This window comes from Limosilactobacillus galli (assembly GCF_947381495.1).
Classification (GTDB): domain Bacteria; phylum Bacillota; class Bacilli; order Lactobacillales; family Lactobacillaceae; genus Limosilactobacillus; species Limosilactobacillus galli.
Window position 1 is genome coordinate 1 of record NZ_CANCWK010000013.1, and the last position, 20,847, is coordinate 20,847.

The window sequence follows — 20,847 nt, forward strand, 5'->3', positions numbered from 1 at the left end:
CAATTAGTATAAAAAATTGTAGGAAAACCGACAATTTCAAATCGGTGTTTTCCTACATTTTAGAACCGGTGTTAACAGCTAGTTTCAATGCGCATTATGGGGTTACTGGTTTCCATCCGCTAGTGGCCTATATCGCGCAGCTGAATTTGCTTTTAGGAATCAAGCAACGTCCAGGCAATCAGTACACCAGCACTGGTGTCAAAGAATTCTTAGCCCCGATCTTTGCGGCTTTTTGCGAATTACCGTTTGATGTTCAGTTGATTTTACGAGGTGATAGTGGTTTTGCGACGCCTGAGCTTTATACGCTCTGCAAATTTTATGATGTAAAATATGTGATCCGCCTGAAGCGAAACGCCGCTTTAGACCAACTAGCTGATGAATTCACACCAGTAGTGCCCAAGCATTTTGATCAGAATTCGGTCATCTATGGTGAATTCAACTACGCGGCCAAGAGCTGGTCGATTGATCGGCGCGTCCTAGTAAAATCGACGCATCAAGTAGGCGAACTATTCTTTGAACGGCAATATGTGGTCACTAACATGACTGAAGCCGGGGTCAAATTATTGTACTTAGCCTATCAAAAGTGTGGGGCCATGGAAAACCTGATCAAAGAAAGTAAAGCAGGCTTTTTTATGGATAAGACGAATAGCCACACTGTAGCAATTATCGAAGATTTATACCGCAAATGGACCACAAGTATTTGATTTGAAAAGCGCTTTCACAACTGTTATAGTATTAGTGTAACCAATAGTTATGAAGAGGGGGGGTCATTATGACAACTTACAATTATGACTTTCCAAAATCAAAAGCACAACTCAATCAACTGATTGCCGATATCAGCCAATTAAAGGTCAACGTTCAACAAACACACTGGTATATGCGCGGTGAAAACTTCTTCCGCCTCCATCCGCTGATGGACGAATATAGCGATCAACTAAGCGAACAGCTCGATCAAATTGCAGAACGCTTGATTGCTTTAAACGGCAGCCCACTGGCAACAACTCACGAATTCATTGAAAATACTGGCCTACCAGATGACAAAGTCGCTTTTGATCAATTAACGATGACTGAATTCATGCAGCGGCTAGTTGATCAATTCAAGTACCTACGTGACCAATACCAAAAAGGAATCGAGGTTACTGACGAAGAAAAAGACTTCCCAACTCAAGATATGCTTAATGGCTTCAAGGATGAAACCGATAAAAATATTTGGATGATCAGTGCTTATCTAGGCAAAGCACCATTCGCTGACTAATATAAAAGACCATATGGCTATAAACGAGTAGCAATATGGTCTTTTTCTTATGCGGCGAATTGTCAAACTAAGTGCAACGGTTTATCAAAAAATACTTCATATGGGGTTTCATAATTTAACACTTTGCGCGGACGTTGATTTAAGGAAGCTAATACTGATTCTGAATTAAAACGAATGATGGATTGGAAGAAGCAAGTACGGGCGCAGTTAGGGGACTTGTATGTGAACCATATTGCACCGCTGCTTGATGACTAGCTGCTTTATAAAAGCAATATTTTACGAAGCTGCTTTCTTCGGCCTTAAAAAATGACATAAGTCAGCAAGTCCCAAAGCGATCAAGGATGATCGCTTTGGGACTTGCTTCGTATAAAAATGTATTAGTTCATGATTACCTTTTCAGAATAGATGAAAGATAAGTTCCAAGCTAAATAATCGATCAACTGTAGGTATCGTCATATAACCGTGGCGTGAATAGCCTTAAGGCTAAAATAATGCCACCGGAAAATAGTATAATAATCTTGAAAAGGCATTCACCTTGTTTAGATAGTGGGAAGAGGCGTCATTATTATGCTCAATGATAAGCAAAAAAAGATCGTTCATCATCGGTGGGTGATCTTTGCGATCATTATCGCGGTCCTAATCACCGTGCTCGGACTCTGGCCAATAGTCTTCTACTTTGGCGCTGGATTATTAATGTTATACCTTACCCTTGAAGGAATCAGCTGGTTGATCACGTGGCTCAGTGGTGAGGACCTAACCAATCCGAATAACCGGCACACTCCGGACGAGCATCACGACGACTCGGTGTCCGATACGCTGTGGGACATTGAAACCCTGCACGCAATGCACCACCACGATGACAGCTATGCCCATTACCATGATTACCTCAACGATGATGATCATAACGATGGCAACAATGATTTCAACTAAGGGAAGGGCAGGCTCTCTATAAGTCATGGAGTCAGGTGAAAACTGTGTTAACTTGATACCCCCTAGGCAAAGTTGCCTGGTTAATCATGAATAGAAGGATAATACTGCTTGACTTAAGTATCAGTAAGGTACTTTGTAAAACCAATATTTTACAAAAGACGTAACTAATAAAATAAGCTGGTACCTCACATTTGTGAGATATCAGCTTATTTTTAATCTCCTAGCAGTTCGCTAATACTAATTGTATTTTCCTGATTCTTACCGTCAGCTGTAGCTTCTCCGTCTTTTTGTGTCCAGTAAGTTACGGTGTCACCGTTAATTTGAAATGGGATGGTACTGTCGGCGGTTCCTTGACCAACGTCCCATTTATCGCCATCTTGTTGACAATATTCAGGATCATCATCTGTATCAAATACATATTTGTAAAGTGCGGTTCCAACTTCTTGAGGATCTGCATCTTCCTGTGGCTGTGTGCTACTTGAGCCTTCGCTGGACTGTTCCTCGGTGTTTGTATCCTTGGAATCATTTTCAGAATTATTTTTGCTCTTCTTGGCTTTGATTCCATCATCTTTTTTACTGTCTTTATTTGTTGATCTATGTACTCCTATACTCTGAGAAGACTGTTCGTGACTCTCATAGGTTTTAGATCCTATTAATACTACGATTAAAATAACTAATACCCCAATTACACTAATTAATTGGTATTTGAATTCCCGGCCACTTAAATGTCTTAATTGGCGTATACCAATCGAGATCTTCTTGCTTAATCTGCGTCACTAAATTCGTTCAAGTTATTTCTTGCAATCTGCCATATTCATTAATACATTCAAAAGAGGAAAGTGGCTGCAAAAGTCACTTTCCTCTTTTACTGGTATAATGGCAATACTACTAAAAAAGGTGGAACAGATCTTGTCAATTGGTACTGATCTAAAGACGACGTTTACCTATCTGATTGCAGTGCTGGGGATCCCGGTATTAGCAGTTATTGCCCTCACTTATATTAATCGGAACTCAAAGCAACGATTAGCCCAGCGTCTTGGGGCAAAATCGATTATTTACGTTAGCGGACTCGGGGTGATTGTGCATGAGCTCAGTCACCTTTTGGTCGCCCTTCTTTTTGGCCACCACATCAATAGCTTTCGTTTACTTATCACGGACGTTCCGGATGATGGAGGAGCGCTCGGTTATGTTAATCACTCCTGGAATAAGAAAAACTATTATCAGTTTCTGGGTAATGCGTTGATTGGGACAGCACCAATCTTTGGCTGTACACTTACCCTCATCCTGTTGACCCGGTTCCTGGTTCCCGGATTTTATCAATGGGGGTTGCAATATCTGGGAAACATACTAGGCTTGGCTACTCCTGCTAATGTACCGGCAGGATCTGGCAACTGGCTATTGACTATCATCTGGGTTATCCTGTCAATCAACATTACGATTGGTGGCTTTGACCTAAGTGATGCCGACCTTAAGAGCACCCTGCCGGCATTCGGTACCCTTCTGGTTATTATTAGCCTCGTATTGTTCTTGATGATTAAACTGGGGATGGCAGTAACCATCCATCACTATCTGCTCATCCTATTAACCTGGTTTGCCCTGGTCATGGTCCTTTCCTTTACCTGGTCGATCCTCGTAAACCTCCTTGTCCGAATATGAAACGAACCTCCAGAATGAATTATCTCTGGAGGTTCGTTTAATTTTACTAGTGCATTTTGGGCTGCTGCCAAAAGGGATAGCTTCGACATTCTAATTTAAGATCAAAGGTGTGTTTGCCGGGCTCCTCACCGTCGATTTGCCCATACTGCGCCGGGGTGATCCGGTAGTGAAGCTGTTGGCCGCGGAAAAGGTGGGCATAGTGTGACGAGGTCAGGCGACTGCTGGCAAACATCAGCATTGACCAGAGGAGAATGGGCCAGTGGCGCTTCTCGACCACGACCAGTTCCAGTTGCTTTTGATCAACCCGCTGGTCAGGTGCAATCCGCATACCACCGCCGATGTAGGGATGGTTGCTGGCTACTAGGAGAAAGGCACGGTCAAAGCAGCGGGTTTGTTTTCCGGCCTTTACCTGGACCTGGAAGGCCGGTTGGGTGAAGAGAACATGGATGGCCTTAAAAATGTAGGAAAAGGTTCCCAGGTGGTGGTGGTTGAGGAAGTCCTTGGCACGCGAGTTATTGGTGGCGTGCACGATCGCTGAATCGAAGCCGATTCCGAAGTTATTGATGAAGATTCCGCTCTGTTGGCGGCAGGCATCATGGTAATGGCCGATGTTAATCACGTGAGCGTGCTGATTGGTGAGGATCTGTTGGAGAGCCTGCAGCGGCTTGGTTGAGATCCCGTAGCCCCGCGCAAAATCATTGCTGGTTCCCGCTGGAATATAGGCAACCAGAAACGTTTTTTCCTGCTGACTTTCCATCAGACCAGTGATGGCTTCGTGAAGGGTACCATCACCGCCCACCACGACTAAGCAGTCGAGGTCGGTCCGCTGGGCAGCCTGCATTGCCAGCTCGCGGGGATGACCAGCATATTGGCTGACGACGTGGTCAAACCGAATTGAGAACTTGGCTGCGAGAAAGCTGTTGACCTGTTGCCAAACCAGTTTCCCCTTGCCTCCGCCGGCGCACGGGTTAACGAGAAAGAGATATTTCATTGATTAGCCTCCTTTCTTGCATAATTAACGATTACCATTATAGCGCACGACAAGGTATCTTTATAAGAAGTTAGATGGAAGCATGAGTCAATAAATGACATCTGTAGCACTATAAAACGGTGTTAGCGCAAACGTTGGTACAACCATGTAGTATGATGGAAGATAGTCAAATTAATGGTAATGGCAACTCTTTCCGTATTAAACTAATAGGGGCCTATAAAATTGAGAGGGGAATAACGTGGCAACACCAATTGACATTCTACATATTAACTTTGGTTTTGATCATTTCCGCGATGGGCAGGAGCAGGTTATCACCCAGGTCCTCAACCACCAGAATACCCTGGCCGTTATGCCGACCGGGGGCGGGAAGTCCCTATGCTACCAGATTCCGGCGCTGATCAACCCGGGAGTGACGATTGTGGTATCGCCCTTGCTTTCCCTAATGAAGGATCAGGTGGAATCCCTGCGCCAGAATGGCATTGCCGCCGTAGCGCTCAACAGCGCAACCCCGCGGGAAGAGGTCAACCCCATCCTGCGGAGTGCCTACAACGGGGAGACCAAGCTACTGTACGTTACGCCCGAACGGCTGGCAATGGAATATTTCCAGTACCAACTGAGTTTTCTTAATATTAACCTAGTGGCAATTGACGAGGCCCACTGTATTTCACAGTGGGGCCATGATTTTCGACCGGCTTATCGGCAACTCAATGCGGCAATCCAGCGACTTAAAACGAATCCGACTATTCTTGCCCTCACGGCTACTGCGACGCCGCAGGTCCAGGCCGATATTGGCGAGCAGCTGACGATCCCCCGGGAGAACTTTGTCATCACCAGCTTTGCTCGCCCCAACATCAGCTTTCGGGTGACCCATCCGCAGGGCAGTACCCGCCAATACATCGTTAAATATCTGACAGCTCACCAGGGAGAGGCAGGGATTATCTATGCCAATACCCGGAAGCGGGTGGAGTCTCTGACGTCTTTCCTCAATGACCGGGGCTTTCATGCGGCAATGTATCATGCGGGGATGACGCCGGAAGACCGGGCAAAGGTGCAGGATGACTTTCAATTTGACCGGGTCCCGGTGATCGTGGCCACCAATGCCTTCGGAATGGGGATCGATAAAAGCAATGTCCGCTTTGTCCTGCATGCGACCAGTGCGAAAAGCTTGGAGTCTTACTACCAGGAAGCTGGCCGGGCCGGACGTGACGGTTTACCGAGCGAGGCAGTGATGCTTTACCATGCCAATGATATCCAGCAGTATCGCTGGTTCATTGATCAGTCCACGGCCGATGACCAGTACCGGGAAGTTCAATACGAGAAGCTCCAGGCAATTACGGATTATGCCAATACTCCGCGCTGTCTTCAGCAGCAGCTCGTCGAATACTTTGGCCAGTCTTGTGACCCTTGTGGCCATTGCAGCAACTGCACCGATGACCGGCAATTGGAAGACATTACTCCTGTTGCCAAGGAAATTATCGCAACCGTCAACGAATTACATGGTCGTTTTGGCAAGTCGCTGGTCGCCAAGGTGGTTACCGGATCTCACGACCAACGGGTGCGTCAACTCCATGTGGACCAGCTTGACCACTACGGCGCCCTTAAGCTCTCCCAGCAAGCCGCCGGAAGCCTCGTGGATTATCTGGTGGCCACCGGCTTCCTTGAACTAGAGGGCGGCCAATTCCCGGTTGTCAAGGTTGGCAAGCCCGGTTGGCGGGTTTGGGCTGGCAAGGCCACCATTCAACGCCGGGTTGAGCCGCAGCCAACCAAGGTGGCAACTAAGATCGAGGAGACCCCAGAGCAAGCGGCCTTATTTGAGTGCTTGCGCAAGCGGCGGTTAGAGCTCGCCCGCGACCAGGAAGTCCCGCCATTCATGATTTTCTCTGATCGCACACTCCATGATATGGCCCGCTTACAACCACAGACACCTGCCGAATTTCTTGAGGTGAATGGGGTTGGTCAGGCCAAACTGAAAAAGTATGGGCAGATCATGATGGATGAGATCGGCGCTTACTTATCCGGAAATGAAGATTAGAAATAAAGCCGTATCTATGATGACTGAGGGTCACCGCAGATACGACTTTTGTTATACATTGGTTTTCATCAGCATCATTGTGCAGATGACGCCGATGAGGGCGAAGAGGGCCCCAACGTAACCAACTTGGCTGACTGGCATGAGATTAACACTGATGGCAGCCACCAGCGAACCAATCGAAACCCCAACGTTGGTACAGATCGGGTTGAGCGATGATGCCAGACTCATAGCTTCCGGGTAGTCGCGCTCGGCAACGTTGAGGAACATGACTTGCAGAATTGAACCAGGCATCCCCAGAATAAAGCAGATCAAACACAGCAGCGCAATGCCCGGCCAGGACAGACGGAAGGCCAACCCCATCAACAGCAGGAGGGCCAGACAGGCGGTGCTGATCAACGGCATCTTCCTGATCCCATAGTGGTTGGAGATAATCCCGGCACAGGTGTTACCGATGATAAACATCACGCCAATGATCCCCAGCAGCCAGTTCAGTTGGCTGGCGCTGAAGCCGAGAACGTCCGTAATGATTGGTCGGATATAGGTATAGAAGGTATACTCGGCCGCCATCAGGGCAATTCGCCGGTCGGTCATCAGCCGCAGCTGACTCTTGATCGAGCCGGTGACCTGCTTGGTTCCCCGTGGTACCAGCCAGTATAACCCGGCACCAATGAGGATTGTCAGGACTGAAATCACCAGAAAACTGATATGCCATGACGAGAGCATGCTGATAGTGGTTCCGATCGGGACCCCGATGATGGTGGCGGTGCTGAAACCAGAGAAAACAGCCGCGACCAACATTGACCGTTTCTCTAGCGGGGCAATTACACTGACGAAGACCAGGATCAACGAGATGATGGTTCCGGCCATCGCCGCGGTGATGATTCGGGAGATGAAGAGCCACGGCAGGCTTGGTGCTAAAGCCGTCATGGTGTTGCCCATCCAGAAGATTGCCAGCATGACCATCAGGACCTTGAACCGATCGTACTTACTGGTGATCGTCGTCAAGATCGGCGTGCAGATTGCGTAGGTGATGGCAAAGATCGTGACCAGTAGTCCCACAGTAGACAGCGAGGCGTGGTAGCTCTTGGCAATATTCGAGATTACCCCGACCACCATGAATTCGTTACAGCCGAGCAGGAAGGCCACGAGGACAAAGACAAGACTTTGCAAACGATCTTGATATTCAATTAATCCAATCCCTTCTTCAAGCAGATTATGCGGTAAGTTTGGTTAAGGCACGTTTTGTTTTTAAGGGGACAAAATGGGGAGATGCTTCTAAAACCCCGGAACAATAGACGAACAATTAATCATTATACAATATTCATTCGTTGTTAAAGCGATTCACTTTCTAACTACAAAAAAGGCCACTCGGATTAAAATGAGTGACCCAAATCTTAATGAGCAGGATGTTCAATCTTATGGTAGAGCTGGCGACTGAGGATCAGCGAGATGATCAACAGCAGCAGGCAGAGCAGGAAACCAGCTTGGATCCCTAGGTGAGAAGACGAGTTATGGATGATCCCGTTGACGATTCCGACCATCGCCACGATTAGGGCTGTCCCAAATGAGGCGGCAATTTGGCGGAAAGTGTTGAAACTAGCCACGGCATCCGGCACGATTTCGTTAGGGAGCAGGGACAGGGCCTGCGTCTGCAGTGGAATCAGCATGGTGACCAGGCCAAACTGGCGGACAGTTTGGAAGATGGTAATGATCAAAACAGAACTGTTAGCCCCGATCATTGCCTGACCGAGGGTCCCAATGATGTCGATGATCAGTCCGGTACCGACCAGGACCCGGATCGGGTAGATATCATAGAAACGGCCGCTGGTTGTCGAGAGCAAACCGGTCAGGCAGGCACCGGGCAGCACGGTCATGGCAGAGATGATGGTACTCTTGCCGAGGACGATCTGGACCAGGAGGGGGATCAAAATGGTGTTTCCGTACATCGTCGCCGTGATCAGCATGTTAATGGTGGTGGCGAGAACGAACTGCTTGTGATGGAAAATTGATAGGTTGATCAACTGGTGATCGCTGTGGCGCTGGGTGAAGTAGAAGAGCACCAGGAAGGCGAGCCCAGTCAGAACATAGCCGCAGACATTGAAGGAGACCAGCCGGTTGGCAGAGACATTGGACAGGCCCATCAATAGTGACCAGAGACCAATCGTGATCGTGACCAACCCGGTGGTATTGAACCGTGGCGATTCATTATGCGGAATGTAGGGCAGGAAGATGAATGATAGCACGAGGACAATCGCCAGGAAGGGGATGATCAGGATGAAGAGGTAGCGCCAGGAGAAGTAGTTGAGTAAGATCCCGGAGAGGACCGGGCCAAAGATCGGGGCACAGTTGAAAGCCAGCCCGATGATCCCCATGATTCGCCCTTTTTTGCCGGGATCGGCATAACGGATCGCCAGCACATTAACCAGCGGCATCATCATTCCGGCACCGATTGCCTGGATCATGCGGGCGATAACGACCATGTTGAAGTTAGGGGCGGTGGCACCGATGACAGTTCCCACTAGGAAAACCCCGCAGAAGAAGATGAAAAGCCAACGGAACGAGAAACGTTTGATCAGGTACGAACTGACCGGAATCATCAGAGCGTTGACCAGCATGTAGCCGTTAATCACCCATTGAACATGGGCTTCACTGATATTGAAGACCTGCATGAAGGTTGGCAGGGCGATGTTCATCAGGGTGGAGCAGAGAATACCGAAGAAGGTTCCGAGCACCATGATGATCAGGGCGTGCCGAATACGTTTGTTTTGCATTGGGTTTGTTATATGCTCCTTTGTCATTAATTACAGTGTATTAGTTTACCAAGTTCGGGAGGGAAGTCAATTCGGCTTGCGGCTTTGCAAGAATGCGAAATAATGTTAAAATTACAACTGTAATCGTAACGGAAAGGGGCAGTAAAATGACGAAAGGATTAGAGATTACCCCGGCTGAATGGCAGGTAATGCGGATCGTTTGGACGTTGGGGGAAACGACTAGCAACCAGATCATCACCATCTTACAGCGGAAGGTGGACTGGAAGCCAGCCACTGTAAAGACGCTTCTGCGGCGTTTAGTGGCTAAGGGAGCCCTTTCGACCACGCGGCAGGGCCGGTCGTTTATTTACCGGCCGCTCGTGGCGGAACAGTCGACGATGAACCAGGTGGCCGATGACCTCTTCAACAGTATTTGTGAACACTGTGTCGGCCAGACTCTTAACCATGTCGTTGACCAGGCTACCCTGAGCCAGGACGACATCAAGCGCCTGCAGCAGACGCTCAAAGAAAAGCTGGCAACAGCGCCGGAAAATGTTCAATGCAACTGTGTTCCGGGTGAGGATGCCCATTGCCAGCACTAACGAAAATAACCCGTTCAGAATTCTGAACGGGTTATTTTTAATAGCTATTTTTTCTTGTTACCTTTGTCTTGATTATCCTCATCCGTCTTTTTCTTCTTTGGCCGAATGTAGATAACCTTGAACTTGTTAACGTAGGCATTCTGAAGGTCCAGCGGAATGAAGGAGAAGTTGTCGACTCTAATCGGCTGGCCGACCTTCAGATCATACTGCCGCTCCAGGAAGAAACCAGTCAGCGTGGTTACTTCTGAGTTATCGAATTGCTCGATGCCGGTGTGGAAGTAGCGCTCAAAGTCCGCCAACGGCATCTTACCGGAGACCTCGTAGGTTGGGTTGCCCTTGCTGTCGGGTTCCTTCTTTTCAATCATGTCTGAGGTAGCGTGATCGATTTCTTCGCCAACCGTACCGAACAGTTCCTCGTAGATATCCTTGTCGGTGATGATTCCGGAAGTTCCACCGTACTCGTCTTGAACAACCACGATTGGCACTTGTTTCTTCATCATGATCTGCAGGACACTGGTGATTGGTTCGTTCTCGTAGACAATCGGAATCTTCCGCATAATCGTCCGAATTGACTGTTCGGGGTTGATCTGGCTCTGCCGCATGATGTCATAGGAGAAAATGTAGCCCAGGATGTGGTCCTTATCGTTATTGGCGACAACCGGGAACCGGGTAAACTTCTTCTCAAAGTACAGTTTAGCGGCGTCATCAATGGTAGCCTTGATATCGATGACGGACAACTGGGTCCGATCAATCATGATATCTTCGGCCACCTTATCATTCATCTGGAAGGCCCGGCGCATGAAGAGCACGTCCTCCTTGTCCATTTCCCCAGCCTTTTCGGATTGCTGGGAAAGGGTCATAATTTCGTTTTGGGAGTAGGTATCCTCTTCCGGTTGAACGTTGTAACCCAGCATCTTGGTGATCTTAGCCGCGACAACGGCGAACAGCCAAACAAATGGGTAGAAGATCGTGTGGAAGAATTGAACCGGGTGCACGATCGACAAGAGGATCGGCACTGGCCGGTCGATCGCCATGTTCTTTGGTACCAGGTCGGTGAAGACGGCATGGAAGAAGGTGAAAATCAGGACACCAAGAATTGGTGAAATGATTTCCCGTACCGTTGCCGGAACCACCGTGATCTTAAGCAGCAGGTCTGTAATGAACTGGTCACCAATCCAACCTAATACCAGGGAGGTCATCGTTACCCCAACCTGGGCGGTCGAAAGGTATTCATTAAGATTACCGACCATGTGCTCGGCGCGCTTGACTTTGCGTGTCTGCTTGAGCTCCTTCAGCTCGCTCGGCCGAACCTTAACGACTGAGTACTCCAGCAGCGTAAACAGCGCCGCCAGCAGTAAAATCAGAATAATAACAATTAGCTTAAACCAATATGAAGACCATAATGCAGCCATATTTGATAAACTCACCTATTTCCATAAAATAATTTCCGTAACTATTGTATCAAGTTTGTTATAGCCTGACCAACATTTTGTCGATTCTTTTTGCCGCGCTTTTGCGGTAAAATCGAAGTAAATATTCAAATCAGTAAGGATGATCAGCATGAATAGTGAGGCCGACATTGAAATAAAGAAGGGGCAGCGTCTGCGGGAGATAATGCAGGTGATGCGCGACCATCATTTTCTCAGCAACTTCTACCACCAGAAGAACCCTGAAGAGATCTACGCTGCCCTCCAAGAACTGGGACCGACCTTTATCAAGATGGGGCAGATCCTGTCGACTCGGCCGGACCTCATTTCGCCAGTCTACGTCAAAACCCTCCGTCAGCTCCAGGACCAGGTCAAGGCGGACCCCTTCAGCAGTGTCCAGCAGACGTTTAAGGAACAGACTGGCCACGATATTGATGAGGTCTTTGCCAGCTTTGATAAACAACCCTTTGCCTCGGCCTCGATCGGTCAGGTTCACCATGCGACATTGAAGGATGGCACTCCGGTGGTGGTCAAGGTCCAGCATCCGGCGGTCAGTCAGCTGGTCAACACCGACATTGCCCTGCTGCGGCGGGCAGTCAAACTGCTCAAGTACGTTCCCAATGAGATGACCGTGGTCAACCTGGACCGGGTTTTAGATGAGCTGAGCCGATCGCTTTTGAGCGAGGTCAACACGATGAATGAGGTCCACAACGGCGAGGAGTTTTACCGGCTCAACAACGGGGACGATATCGTCACGGTTCCTAAGGTCTATACCAAGTACTGTGCACCGCAGATCCTGGTCAACCAGACGATGGTGGGGAAGAGTGTGCGGCACCTCTTTAAGGAGAATTTCAAGGGGGAGGAAACACCGGAAGTGCTGGCCCAGCGTAAGTACATTGCCAACGTCCTGGTCAAAAACTTCATGAAGCAGGTCTTTGTTGACCACTTCTTCCACGCCGACCCGCATCCTGGAAACATCCTTATTCATGAACTCGATCCGGCTAGTCAGGCCCAGCCCGCAATGAAGATCACCCACCAACACCAAGTCCAGGTGGGGAACACAAACCTCAGTTACCACCAGGAGACGCCGTTGCCGCCGTACCGAATTGTGTACCTGGATTTTGGGATGATGGGAACGCTGACCCCGGCCATGGCTGACGGCATTGCCAATGTGGTTCTGGCGATCACAACCAAGAATGTCCGCCGAATTTCCCAAGCCGTCCTGGCCATCTGCAATCAGACGGGGCCCCTGGACGAGCCGGCATTTACCAAGGAACTGGGGAGTTTCATTCGGCCATACCTGGCGATGGGTGTGGGCGAGATTGACTTCTCAACGATGGTCTACCAGATTGTCCAACTCTGTCAAAAGAATCACCTGCAGATGAAGCCTGAGGTGACCCTATTGATCAAGGCCTTTGGGACCTTGGAGAGCACCGTGGCCCGGCTTGACCCTGACATTTCAATGATGGAGGTGGCCCGGCCATTTGGTTTGCAATACCTCAAGCGGAAGTTCAAATGGCGCGACAGCCTGGATGACCAGCTGATCGGCCTGGTCACCACGGCGCAGGAGACGGCCCACCTGCCTGATCGGATCAATGCTACCCTGGAGACGATCGCTAATGGGGACGCCCAAGTTAACTTCAAACTCAAGGGGCAGGATCGCCTGATCAAGCAGATTGAACGGATCACCAACCGTTTCCTGATTGTGATCATCCTGGCAGCAGTGATCCTCGGATCCTCGGTCCTTGTCGAAGGAAGCAGCCAGCACCCCCACATCTTCCGCCTCGGGGTCATCGGTTATTCGATCTCGCTGGTGGTAATTCTTGCCCTAGTATTGAGCGAACTCGGTCATCGCTGGAAGAATTGGCGTAATAAGAATAAATAGACGAAGGGGCTGTGACATAAGTCTTTCTATATAGAGCAAAAGCGAATAGCGCGGTACACAAATGAGGTCCAAAGCTCGGCAAAAGTCGAATTCTGGACCTCTATTTGTGCTCGCGGGGGCTCCCAACGGCTAGCTTCGCGTCGAAAAACGAAGTCGTAAACGACTTCTGTCCCGCTTCCTCTTTTAGCGCAATGTTGAAAGTTACTTATTCTTGTAGACCGCAATCTCAACCAGGTTATTATCTGGGTCGTGAACGTAGATTGAGGTCATCTCACCCTCGGAACCGTGTTTTTCAACCGGGCCGGCAACTACATCAACGTAATAACTCCGCAGGTGGTGGAGAATATCCTCGACCTTGTCTCCGGCAACCACGCACAGGTCTGCACTGCCAATGATTGGGCGGGCCGCCTTCAGATCGGTTGACCGGTCTGTTTTCTGCAGGCGGATCAATTGGTGCCCGCAACGCAAGGTGATGATATTATCGTCCGTCTGCCGGTCAATGATGGGCATGTCAAAGACCTCGTGGTAAAAGCGGCTGCTCTCCTCCAGGCTCGAAACAGTTAGTACAATGTGGTCAATCCGACGCATTTTCATGGTATTACTTCCTTATCTCTTTATTTGCCCCTTATTATACAGGCTGGAAGGGCTGATTGGCAAAGGCGGGGGAAGCGTAGTAATATAAGAGAGCATTTTTAATTAAGGGAGTTTTTTGGAAAATGAAACTGAAGAATGTCGTCAGTGTGGCCGCATTCGGCTTTGCTGGCGGGTGCTTCCGCTACCTCCTCAGCATGGCCTTCGATGCCCGGGGAGTCCTCATCGCCAACCTGCTGGGCTGTTTTTTGCTGGCTTTTCTGACGTATTACGTAATTGAACGTGACCTCTTGGCTGGTTGGCTGAACGCTGGACTCGGGACCGGACTGATCGGGGCTTTCACCACCTTTTCCTCGTTTACCACCACGACCATCAAGCTCGGTCAGCATAGCCTGCTGGGGGCCGGTGTCTACCTGCTGCTGAGCATGGTTGGCGGCCTGGTAATGGCGGGCTTGGGAATGCTTCTGGCGCGCCGCCTAGGAAGGACGGTGGAGCAGCATGCTTAGTGTCGGTTGCGGTTCTGCCCTCGGTGCCCTGTTGCGGTATTGGCTGACGACTTGGTGGAAGAGACAGCAGGTTGATTGGCCCTTGGCAACCCTGCTGATCAACTTGACGGGAGCCCTAGTGCTGGGAATATTGACCGGGCGCCTCGCTGCTACTGGATCAGCGATGCTCTTCTGGGGCGTCGGGCTTCTCGGCGGCTATACCACCCTTTCCACCCTCAATACAGAGATGATTGCCATGGTTGACGAGCACCGGTGGGGCAGCTTAGTTATCTACTTCGTGGTTTCTTACGTCGGCGGACTGCTGGCGGCGTGGCTTGGAATGAGTATATAAGAAAAGACCGTCAGTTAGACCGGCGGCCCTTTTTATTTGGCGAAGCGGTGCCAGTATTCAGCAAGGTACTTCGTGGTTAGACTGGTCGGGTTCTTGATCAGGTCCCGCGGGCGCCCGGTGGCAACAATCTGCCCACCATTCTTCCCGCCACGGGGACCCATGTCGAGGATGTAGTCCGCATTGGCGATCAGGTTGAGATCATGGGTGATCGTGATGATCGTCGCCCCGCGGTCCAACAGACGCTGCATGACGCCCAGCAGGGTTTTGACATCCAGGGGATGCAGCCCAATTGTCGGTTCATCGAAGACAAAGAGGGTTGTAGCCTGATTGCGGTCCAGGTGCTTGACCAATTTCAGGCGTTGGGCCTCACCACCAGAGAGGCTCGGAGTACTCTCGCCGAGGTGAAGGTAACCCAGGCCAACCTCTTCCAGCAGCTTCAGTTCCCGTTCGATCTTCGGTACGTCCTCAAAGACTGGCAGCGCAGCACGAACGTCCAGGTTCAGCAGGTCGACAATGGAGTAGTTGTGCCATTTAACCGCCTGCACGGCATTGTTGTAGCGTTCACCGTGGCAGACGGGACAGGTCTGCTGCATGTCGGGCAGAAACTGAATATCCAGGGTCACGATCCCGCTCCCGCCACAGTTCGGGCAGGCCCCCTGCTTGTTATTATAGGAGAAATAGCTCGGCGTGTAGTGCTTCTCCTTGGCGAGGGGCTGGGCGGCGAAGAGCTTGCGGAGGTTATCCATGATGCTGGTGTAGGTGGCTACTGTTGACCGCATCGTCTTACCAATCGGGGCCGCATCGACACTGACGACTTCCTTCAGTGGAGCATTCAGCTGCTTGACCTGTTTTGGCAGGCCAACCTGCTTCGCCTGGTCTTTAATGGCGGGAACCAGACTGTCGAGGATTAAACTGGTTTTACCGGCGCCAGAGAAGCCAGTTACCGCACTCAGCCGGTTAATTGGCAGCTGACCCTGGACGTCTTTGAGGTTATAGTAGTCAGCAACCTCAAAACTGATCTGCTTCTCAGCTTCCTCGTCAGCTACCCGGCGGGCCAGCAACTCTGCTGTTCCGTTAAGGTAGGGACCGATCTTGGAATCGGGGTCCTGGGCAATCTCTTCCGGGTTCCCCTGATCGAGGATCCGCCCACCATTAGCACCGGATCCAGGGCCAATTTCGATAATCCAGTCTGCCGCCCGAATGATATCGACGTTGTGGTCGACAACGACCAGCGAATTACCCTGGGCGACCAGCTCCCGAAAGACGTTCAGCAGGCCGGAAACGTTGTCGGGGTGCAGGCCGATCGATGGTTCATCCAGGATGTAGAGGACACCGGTTGTTTGGGTCCGCAGGGTGCGGGCCAGCTGGATTCGCTGCAGTTCACCAGTCGAGAGGGTATTCCCGTTCCGGGACAGGGTGAGGTAGTCGAGGCCCAGTTCAAGTAGGGGCCGGAGATTATCATCGAACTCCTTGAAGAGGGAGTGGGCCATCTTATTCATGTCGGCTGGCAATTCACTGAGAACGGCCTTTTTCCAGCTTGGTAAGTTCCCGAGGGTCAGTTGATTGACTTGGGCGATATTCAGCTTGCCGGCTAGCTGGGTGAGCAGGACCGGCTTAAGACGGGTTCCGTGGCAGATGGGGCAGGTGGAGTAGTGGAAGAATTCACTGATCCGCTTCTGGGCCCGTTCACTCTTGCTGGTTCGGGCTGACTCGTAGACTGCTTCGTGGGCGTTTTCGTAAAGGGCGTTGAAGTCGTGGAAGACCCGGCCCGTCCCGGAACGAAAGTCCATCTTGAATTTCTTCTTGGGACCGTTGAGCACGAACTCCTTTTCCTTAGCCGTCAGGTCGCGGTACGGGACGTGAATCCGGACTCCAGCCTGTTCCGCCACGTTGGGCATGAAGTTCCGGCCGGGGAGGTGCCAGGATGCCACGGCGCCGTCCGCCAGGCTGAGGTTTTCATCCTCGATCAGCTTGCTTTCGTCGATTTCACGAATAACCCCGGTTCCCTGGCACTTCTCGCAAGCGCCGGCCGAATTAAAGGCAAAGTCCTCGGCACTGAAGGCGGGGAACTTAGCACCACAGGTTGGGCAGGTGATCATCCCCATTTCGTCCCCGGACTTGCTCATTGACTCCGCAATTGCCAGACTTGGCTTAATCTGGTGGCTGTTGGGACAGCGGGGTGACCCCAGCCGGGAGAAGATCAGCCGAATTACGTTGAAGATCTCACTCATTGTACCAACAGTTGCCCGCTCGGACGGGATGCTTGGCCGCTGCCGGAGAGCCAGGGCCGATGGAATGTGCTTGACGCTAGTAACCTCCGCCTGGGCACCGAGCTTGATCCGCCGCCGGGTGTAGGTGGACAGAGCCTCCAGGTAGCGCCGGGACCCTTCTTCATAGAGAATTCCCATGGCCAGGGAGCTCTTTCCCGAACCGGATAGGCCGGAGATGGCAACGAACTTGTAGAGCGGGATATCGACGTCAATATTTTTCAAGTTGTGAACGCGGCCGCCCCGAACCTCAATCTTGGTCGGCAGGGTAGCTTGCTGCTTATTCATTCTTTAAGACACCTTTCTTCGTAATCTTATTTCAATTTTAGAATAGGCACGCTGGCCTTGGCAAACAAAAAGCCGCTTTTATCTTTTGTCAGAAATCACGTATAATAGCGGTGAGATGAGGTGAAAAGCTTGAACTATGAAGAACTAATTCCGAAGATTGCTGAGTGGGCACACGAACGCAAGATTGACGAGGCCGATCCACGGGTTGAATTCATGAAGATGGCCGAAGAACTCGGCGAACTGTCCGCAGCTTACAACAAAAAGAACCACGCCAAGCTGGTCGACAGTATCGGCGACCTTCAGATTGCCCTGCTAATTTTCTGCCGGTTAGTCGGCGTTGACCATAAGGAAGCCCTGAACGCGGCCTACCAGGAGATTGCCCACCGGACGGGGATGACGACGCCGGATGGGGTTTTCATTAAGAAAAGTGATATTGAAAAGGAGAACTAATTTTGAAATTTATCTCATGGAATATTGATTCAATTAACGCGGCCCTGACCGGAACCTCCAAACGGGCCGGCGAGACGCGGGACGTCCTGTACAAGATTGCCGCCGAAGACCCGGATGCCATTGCTATTCAGGAAACTAAGCTTTCAAAGAATGGCCCTACCAAGAAGCACCTGCAGGTTCTAGACGAGCTTTTCCCTGATTACGCCGTTGCCTGGCGGAGTTCCGTTGAACCAGCACGGAAGGGGTATGCCGGGACGATGTACCTCTACAAGAAGGAATATCAGCCAGCAGTCACCCAGCCGCAGATTGGGGCACCGGAACCAATGGATGACGAGGGCCGGATCATTACGCTGGAGTTCCCTAAATTTTACCTGACCGAGGTCTATACCCCTAACTCGGGTAGCGGCCTCAAGCGATTAGATGAACGGCAGGCCTGGGACGACCAGTACCGGCAGTACCTGCACCAGCTAGACCAGGACAAGCCCGTGATCGCCAGCGGGGATTTCAACGTTGCCCACGAGCCGATTGACCTGGCGCATCCTGAGAACAACCACCATTCCGCTGGCTATACTGACGAGGAGCGGGAGCACTTTACCAAGCTCCTGGCAGCGGGTTTCACGGACAGTTTCCGTTACCTGCACCCTGACCAGGCGGGTGCATACTCCTGGTGGGCCCAGCGAGTGATCACCAGCAAGCAGAACAACTCGGGGTGGCGGATTGACTACTGGCTGGTCAGCGACCGCTTAGCCGACAAGCTGCAGAGTTCAACCATGATTGATAGTGGGGCCCGCCGCGACCACGCGCCGATTATGCTGGAAATTGATTTATAAAATAGGACTATAAACGAAAACGCTCCTGATGTGCGAGATAATCACACGTCAAGAGCGTTATTTTAATATTTGATCTTAGACGGCCTCGTGTTCGGGGTGCGCATTAGCCATTAATTTACGCACGATCAGGTAACCGAGCAGAATGACCACGATGGCAATCACTGCGATGATGATCCGCTTGCCGTCGCCCCGGAAGATAGCATCCCCACCAAAGGCGTAGATAAAGGATGTCGGCGCCATCCCCACAGCGACCATGGTTAAGAAGTGCGCCCGGCTTAATTTCAGCCGCGCCCCTGCATAATTAACCAGGGCGCTGGGAATGATCGGGATCATGTAGCTGATGGTCAGCCCGACCAGGGGATGCTTCTGGTGAAGCAGGTAGGTCAGCAGCTTGGACTTTTTGGTACGTTTGGAGATATCGACCTCCCGGATCAGGCTCATCACGGCACAGTTACCGAGAATATTGCCGAGCCAGTTGATCAAAAAACCGATCCAGGGTCCGTAACAGAGACCGGCAAAGATACAGATGACAGAATTGGACATTCCGGGAATGGCATTAAAGATGGCGATCAAAAGCAATAGCAGCAGCATCGTCGACAGGCCGTGACTGCGGATCAGGTGCAAGAGGATCACCTGGTTATGCGAATTGAGGTGCAACAGCAGGTTAATCTCCGGGCGGTAGTCACGGTAAATGAAGTAGATGACTACCAGCGCTGCAATAAAGGCTAAGATAATCAGCGCAGTTTTATTAAGGTGCTTTTTCATCGGGCAATCCTCCTCTTTTGGCAGTTGCAGACCCGCGGCAGCAAACAGTTCGCAGAGGGTTTGCCGCAGCAGGGGGTCATGGGCGTAGATGTAGGTTCCGTAAACGCCGCGTTTGAAAAGAACATTCAGCGAGTTCATAATCATCCGTTTCTCCAGCCGGGTGATCTCCTCAGGATCGGTGAGGTCGGCCCGCTTCTTAAAGGCCTCGGTATCGGTGTAACGATCCAGGTTGATCTGGAGGCGTTGGGTGTTAGGGATCTGGCTGATCGGCGGCCCCAGGATGATTCCAGTATAGTTGAGGTCAAAGCCCTGGCAGGTATAAATCGAACCCACCTCGTCAATTGTCTGGGGAAGCTCGGCCCACGGGGTTACCGTGTAGTTATATTGGTCCCACGGCATCTTGAAGCGTCCCTCCTTGATATAGTGCTTGCCGCCATCAAGGGTGGACGGGTAGCCAGATGTCGAGAGGATTCGGGAAAGGCCAACCTCCTTATTGCGGCGAACGATCGCCCGACGCATCTCTTCCGCATCATCGTAGATTCGAAAATCGTAATGCTCGCGGGCATTCTTCGGCAATGGGGTCAGCTGGTAGTCATTAGTGAAAGTGTTGAACCAGTTGACCAGCTGCGGGATGGCATTCATCCGGAACATCTTCGTGAGGTGGTACTCCTTGTGCGGGTATTGATCCGTAATGTGGTGCAGCCGTTCTGGGGTCCAGAGGCTCTTCATCCGCAGTACCTGGTATTGGTCAAAGACGATTACTACGACCTTGGCCCGCTTGATGATTTCAACCAGCTGGTTATCGTGGTAGAAGTTGTTATAGTGGTCCGGTTTGGACAGGAGCAGGTGAGCCTCGTCAATGATGGCCACATCGATGTTCGCTTGCTCCTTGTCGAGCTGGTTAATCAGTGAGGTTGGCCGAGCAAAATCCTTCTTGTATAGCTCTGGGAGGTGTCCCGCAATCTCGCGATAGACCTTCAGAATCTCCGGGTGGTTGACCAAAAAGTAATTGGTTGTCCGGTAAAAGGGTGAGGAAGGATCCTTCCGAGCAGCCTTTTGCAGCCGGTCAAAGAGCTGGGAGAGGACAACACTCTTCCCGGTTCCGGCGTCTCCGACAATGGTGTAGGTTGCTGGATAATTCCCTTTGAGATGGTGCGCTGTGAAGTCGAGGATATCTTCAACCAGTTTTTCCTGTTCAGTTGTCAGTTGCTTGAATGGCGAAAGCTTATCAATCGCTGCATTACTTGTATCTATCATTATTTATTCGGTCCTTCATGCATAATCTCCTTAA

18 protein-coding genes and 1 pseudogene are annotated in these 20,847 nt (G+C 50.7%); 11 read left to right on the forward strand and 8 right to left on the reverse strand.

The genetic code is table 11. The features are described 5' to 3' along the window. The 4 genes from QOS10_RS04145 to QOS10_RS04165 form a co-directional block, all read left to right on the forward strand. Nucleotides 1-704: transposase (locus QOS10_RS04145; RefSeq protein ID WP_283593913.1), on the forward strand; the 704-nt coding region annotated here is incomplete at its 5' end. A 68-nt stretch (nucleotides 705-772) separates the two neighbouring features. Further along, nucleotides 773-1,255, forward strand: coding sequence for a Dps family protein (locus tag QOS10_RS04150; protein ID WP_283593914.1), 483 nt, complete (start codon nucleotides 773-775; stop codon nucleotides 1,253-1,255). A gap of 567 nt (nucleotides 1,256-1,822) precedes the next feature. Then, on the forward strand, nucleotides 1,823-2,185 hold the full coding sequence (locus QOS10_RS04155; RefSeq protein ID WP_283593915.1) for a hypothetical protein: 363 nt from the start codon (nucleotides 1,823-1,825) through the stop codon (nucleotides 2,183-2,185). An 876-nt stretch (nucleotides 2,186-3,061) separates the two neighbouring features. Then, nucleotides 3,062-3,841 (forward strand): hypothetical protein, encoded by a 780-nt coding sequence (locus QOS10_RS04165; protein WP_283593917.1) that lies wholly within the window; start codon nucleotides 3,062-3,064, stop codon nucleotides 3,839-3,841. A gap of 46 nt (nucleotides 3,842-3,887) precedes the next feature. Here the strand turns inward: QOS10_RS04165 and QOS10_RS04170 are convergent, their stop codons facing one another. After that, the gene (locus tag QOS10_RS04170; RefSeq protein WP_283593918.1) at nucleotides 3,888-4,832 is read right to left on the reverse strand and encodes a diacylglycerol/lipid kinase family protein; all 945 of its coding nucleotides are present in this window, start codon (nucleotides 4,830-4,832) and stop codon (nucleotides 3,888-3,890) included. Nucleotides 4,833-5,070: 238 nt separating this feature from the next. On the opposite strand from QOS10_RS04170, the gene recQ reads away from it, so the two are divergent. After that, complete coding sequence (recQ, locus tag QOS10_RS04175) at nucleotides 5,071-6,864, forward strand: DNA helicase RecQ (protein WP_283593919.1); 1,794 nt, start codon at nucleotides 5,071-5,073, stop codon at nucleotides 6,862-6,864. A gap of 51 nt (nucleotides 6,865-6,915) precedes the next feature. Here the strand turns inward: recQ and QOS10_RS04180 are convergent, their stop codons facing one another. Together QOS10_RS04180 and QOS10_RS04185 are read right to left on the reverse strand one after the other, a co-directional pair. Beyond that, complete coding sequence (locus QOS10_RS04180) at nucleotides 6,916-8,034, reverse strand: MFS transporter (protein ID WP_283593921.1); 1,119 nt, start codon at nucleotides 8,032-8,034, stop codon at nucleotides 6,916-6,918. Nucleotides 8,035-8,258: 224 nt separating this feature from the next. Further along, nucleotides 8,259-9,635, reverse strand: coding sequence for a DHA2 family efflux MFS transporter permease subunit (locus tag QOS10_RS04185; protein ID WP_283593922.1), 1,377 nt, complete (start codon nucleotides 9,633-9,635; stop codon nucleotides 8,259-8,261). A 146-nt stretch (nucleotides 9,636-9,781) separates the two neighbouring features. Between QOS10_RS04185 and QOS10_RS04190 the strand changes: the two genes are divergently transcribed. Then, nucleotides 9,782-10,216, forward strand: a complete 435-nt coding sequence (locus QOS10_RS04190) for a CopY/TcrY family copper transport repressor (protein ID WP_283593923.1) — start codon at nucleotides 9,782-9,784, stop codon at nucleotides 10,214-10,216. A gap of 44 nt (nucleotides 10,217-10,260) precedes the next feature. On the opposite strand, the gene QOS10_RS04195 is transcribed toward QOS10_RS04190, so the two are convergent. Further along, nucleotides 10,261-11,628 (reverse strand): hemolysin family protein, encoded by a 1,368-nt coding sequence (locus tag QOS10_RS04195; RefSeq protein ID WP_283593925.1) that lies wholly within the window; start codon nucleotides 11,626-11,628, stop codon nucleotides 10,261-10,263. 148 nt (nucleotides 11,629-11,776) lie between these two features. Between QOS10_RS04195 and QOS10_RS04200 the strand changes: the two genes are divergently transcribed. Further along, entirely contained in the window at nucleotides 11,777-13,528 is a 1,752-nt protein-coding gene (locus tag QOS10_RS04200) for an ABC1 kinase family protein (RefSeq protein WP_283593926.1), read from the forward strand. 201 nt (nucleotides 13,529-13,729) lie between these two features. Here the strand turns inward: QOS10_RS04200 and QOS10_RS04205 are convergent, their stop codons facing one another. Beyond that, nucleotides 13,730-14,122, reverse strand: coding sequence for a VOC family protein (locus QOS10_RS04205; protein WP_283593927.1), 393 nt, complete (start codon nucleotides 14,120-14,122; stop codon nucleotides 13,730-13,732). Between the two features lie 122 nt (nucleotides 14,123-14,244). Here QOS10_RS04205 and QOS10_RS04210 point away from each other — a divergent pair, with 122 nt between their 5' ends. Both QOS10_RS04210 and QOS10_RS04215 read left to right on the forward strand, forming a co-directional pair. After that, nucleotides 14,245-14,625 (forward strand): fluoride efflux transporter FluC, encoded by a 381-nt coding sequence (locus QOS10_RS04210; RefSeq protein WP_283593929.1) that lies wholly within the window; start codon nucleotides 14,245-14,247, stop codon nucleotides 14,623-14,625. Beyond that, nucleotides 14,618-14,956, forward strand: a complete 339-nt coding sequence (locus QOS10_RS04215) for a fluoride efflux transporter FluC (RefSeq protein ID WP_283593931.1) — start codon at nucleotides 14,618-14,620, stop codon at nucleotides 14,954-14,956. Before QOS10_RS04210 ends, QOS10_RS04215 begins: the two co-directional genes overlap by 8 nt. A 32-nt stretch (nucleotides 14,957-14,988) precedes the next feature. Here the strand turns inward: QOS10_RS04215 and QOS10_RS04220 are convergent, their stop codons facing one another. After that, the gene (locus QOS10_RS04220; protein ID WP_283593932.1) at nucleotides 14,989-17,511 is read right to left on the reverse strand and encodes an excinuclease ABC subunit UvrA; all 2,523 of its coding nucleotides are present in this window, start codon (nucleotides 17,509-17,511) and stop codon (nucleotides 14,989-14,991) included. A gap of 129 nt (nucleotides 17,512-17,640) precedes the next feature. Here QOS10_RS04220 and QOS10_RS04225 point away from each other — a divergent pair, with 129 nt between their 5' ends. Together QOS10_RS04225 and QOS10_RS04230 are read left to right on the forward strand one after the other, a co-directional pair. Beyond that, complete coding sequence (locus tag QOS10_RS04225; RefSeq protein WP_283593933.1) at nucleotides 17,641-17,961, forward strand: MazG-like family protein; 321 nt, start codon at nucleotides 17,641-17,643, stop codon at nucleotides 17,959-17,961. A gap of 2 nt (nucleotides 17,962-17,963) precedes the next feature. Further along, the gene (locus tag QOS10_RS04230) at nucleotides 17,964-18,791 is read left to right on the forward strand and encodes an exodeoxyribonuclease III (RefSeq protein WP_283593934.1); all 828 of its coding nucleotides are present in this window, start codon (nucleotides 17,964-17,966) and stop codon (nucleotides 18,789-18,791) included. Between the two features lie 75 nt (nucleotides 18,792-18,866). Here the strand turns inward: QOS10_RS04230 and QOS10_RS04235 are convergent, their stop codons facing one another. Then, the gene (locus QOS10_RS04235) at nucleotides 18,867-19,556 is read right to left on the reverse strand and encodes a TVP38/TMEM64 family protein (RefSeq protein ID WP_326520595.1); all 690 of its coding nucleotides are present in this window, start codon (nucleotides 19,554-19,556) and stop codon (nucleotides 18,867-18,869) included. A gap of 12 nt (nucleotides 19,557-19,568) precedes the next feature. Further along, nucleotides 19,569-20,813, reverse strand: a pseudogene (locus tag QOS10_RS04240) (DUF2075 domain-containing protein); the annotation flags it as partial. Between the last annotated feature and the right edge of the window lie 34 nt (nucleotides 20,814-20,847).

Coding starts and splice junctions, on each gene's coding strand:
- QOS10_RS04150 (WP_283593914.1), top strand. CDS start 773: ATGACAACTTACAATTATGACTTTCCAAAATCAAAAGCACAACTCAAT.
- QOS10_RS04155 (WP_283593915.1), top strand. CDS start 1,823: ATGCTCAATGATAAGCAAAAAAAGATCGTTCATCATCGGTGGGTGATC.
- QOS10_RS04165 (WP_283593917.1), top strand. CDS start 3,062: ATGGCAATACTACTAAAAAAGGTGGAACAGATCTTGTCAATTGGTACT.
- QOS10_RS04170 (WP_283593918.1), bottom strand. CDS start 4,832: ATGAAATATCTCTTTCTCGTTAACCCGTGCGCCGGCGGAGGCAAGGGG.
- QOS10_RS04185 (WP_283593922.1), bottom strand. CDS start 9,635: ATGCAAAACAAACGTATTCGGCACGCCCTGATCATCATGGTGCTCGGA.
- QOS10_RS04190 (WP_283593923.1), top strand. CDS start 9,782: ATGACGAAAGGATTAGAGATTACCCCGGCTGAATGGCAGGTAATGCGG.
- QOS10_RS04195 (WP_283593925.1), bottom strand. CDS start 11,628: ATGGCTGCATTATGGTCTTCATATTGGTTTAAGCTAATTGTTATTATT.
- QOS10_RS04200 (WP_283593926.1), top strand. CDS start 11,777: ATGAATAGTGAGGCCGACATTGAAATAAAGAAGGGGCAGCGTCTGCGG.
- QOS10_RS04205 (WP_283593927.1), bottom strand. CDS start 14,122: ATGAAAATGCGTCGGATTGACCACATTGTACTAACTGTTTCGAGCCTG.
- QOS10_RS04210 (WP_283593929.1), top strand. CDS start 14,245: ATGAAACTGAAGAATGTCGTCAGTGTGGCCGCATTCGGCTTTGCTGGC.
- QOS10_RS04215 (WP_283593931.1), top strand. CDS start 14,618: ATGCTTAGTGTCGGTTGCGGTTCTGCCCTCGGTGCCCTGTTGCGGTAT.
- QOS10_RS04220 (WP_283593932.1), bottom strand. CDS start 17,511: ATGAATAAGCAGCAAGCTACCCTGCCGACCAAGATTGAGGTTCGGGGC.
- QOS10_RS04235 (WP_326520595.1), bottom strand. CDS start 19,556: ATGAAAAAGCACCTTAATAAAACTGCGCTGATTATCTTAGCCTTTATT.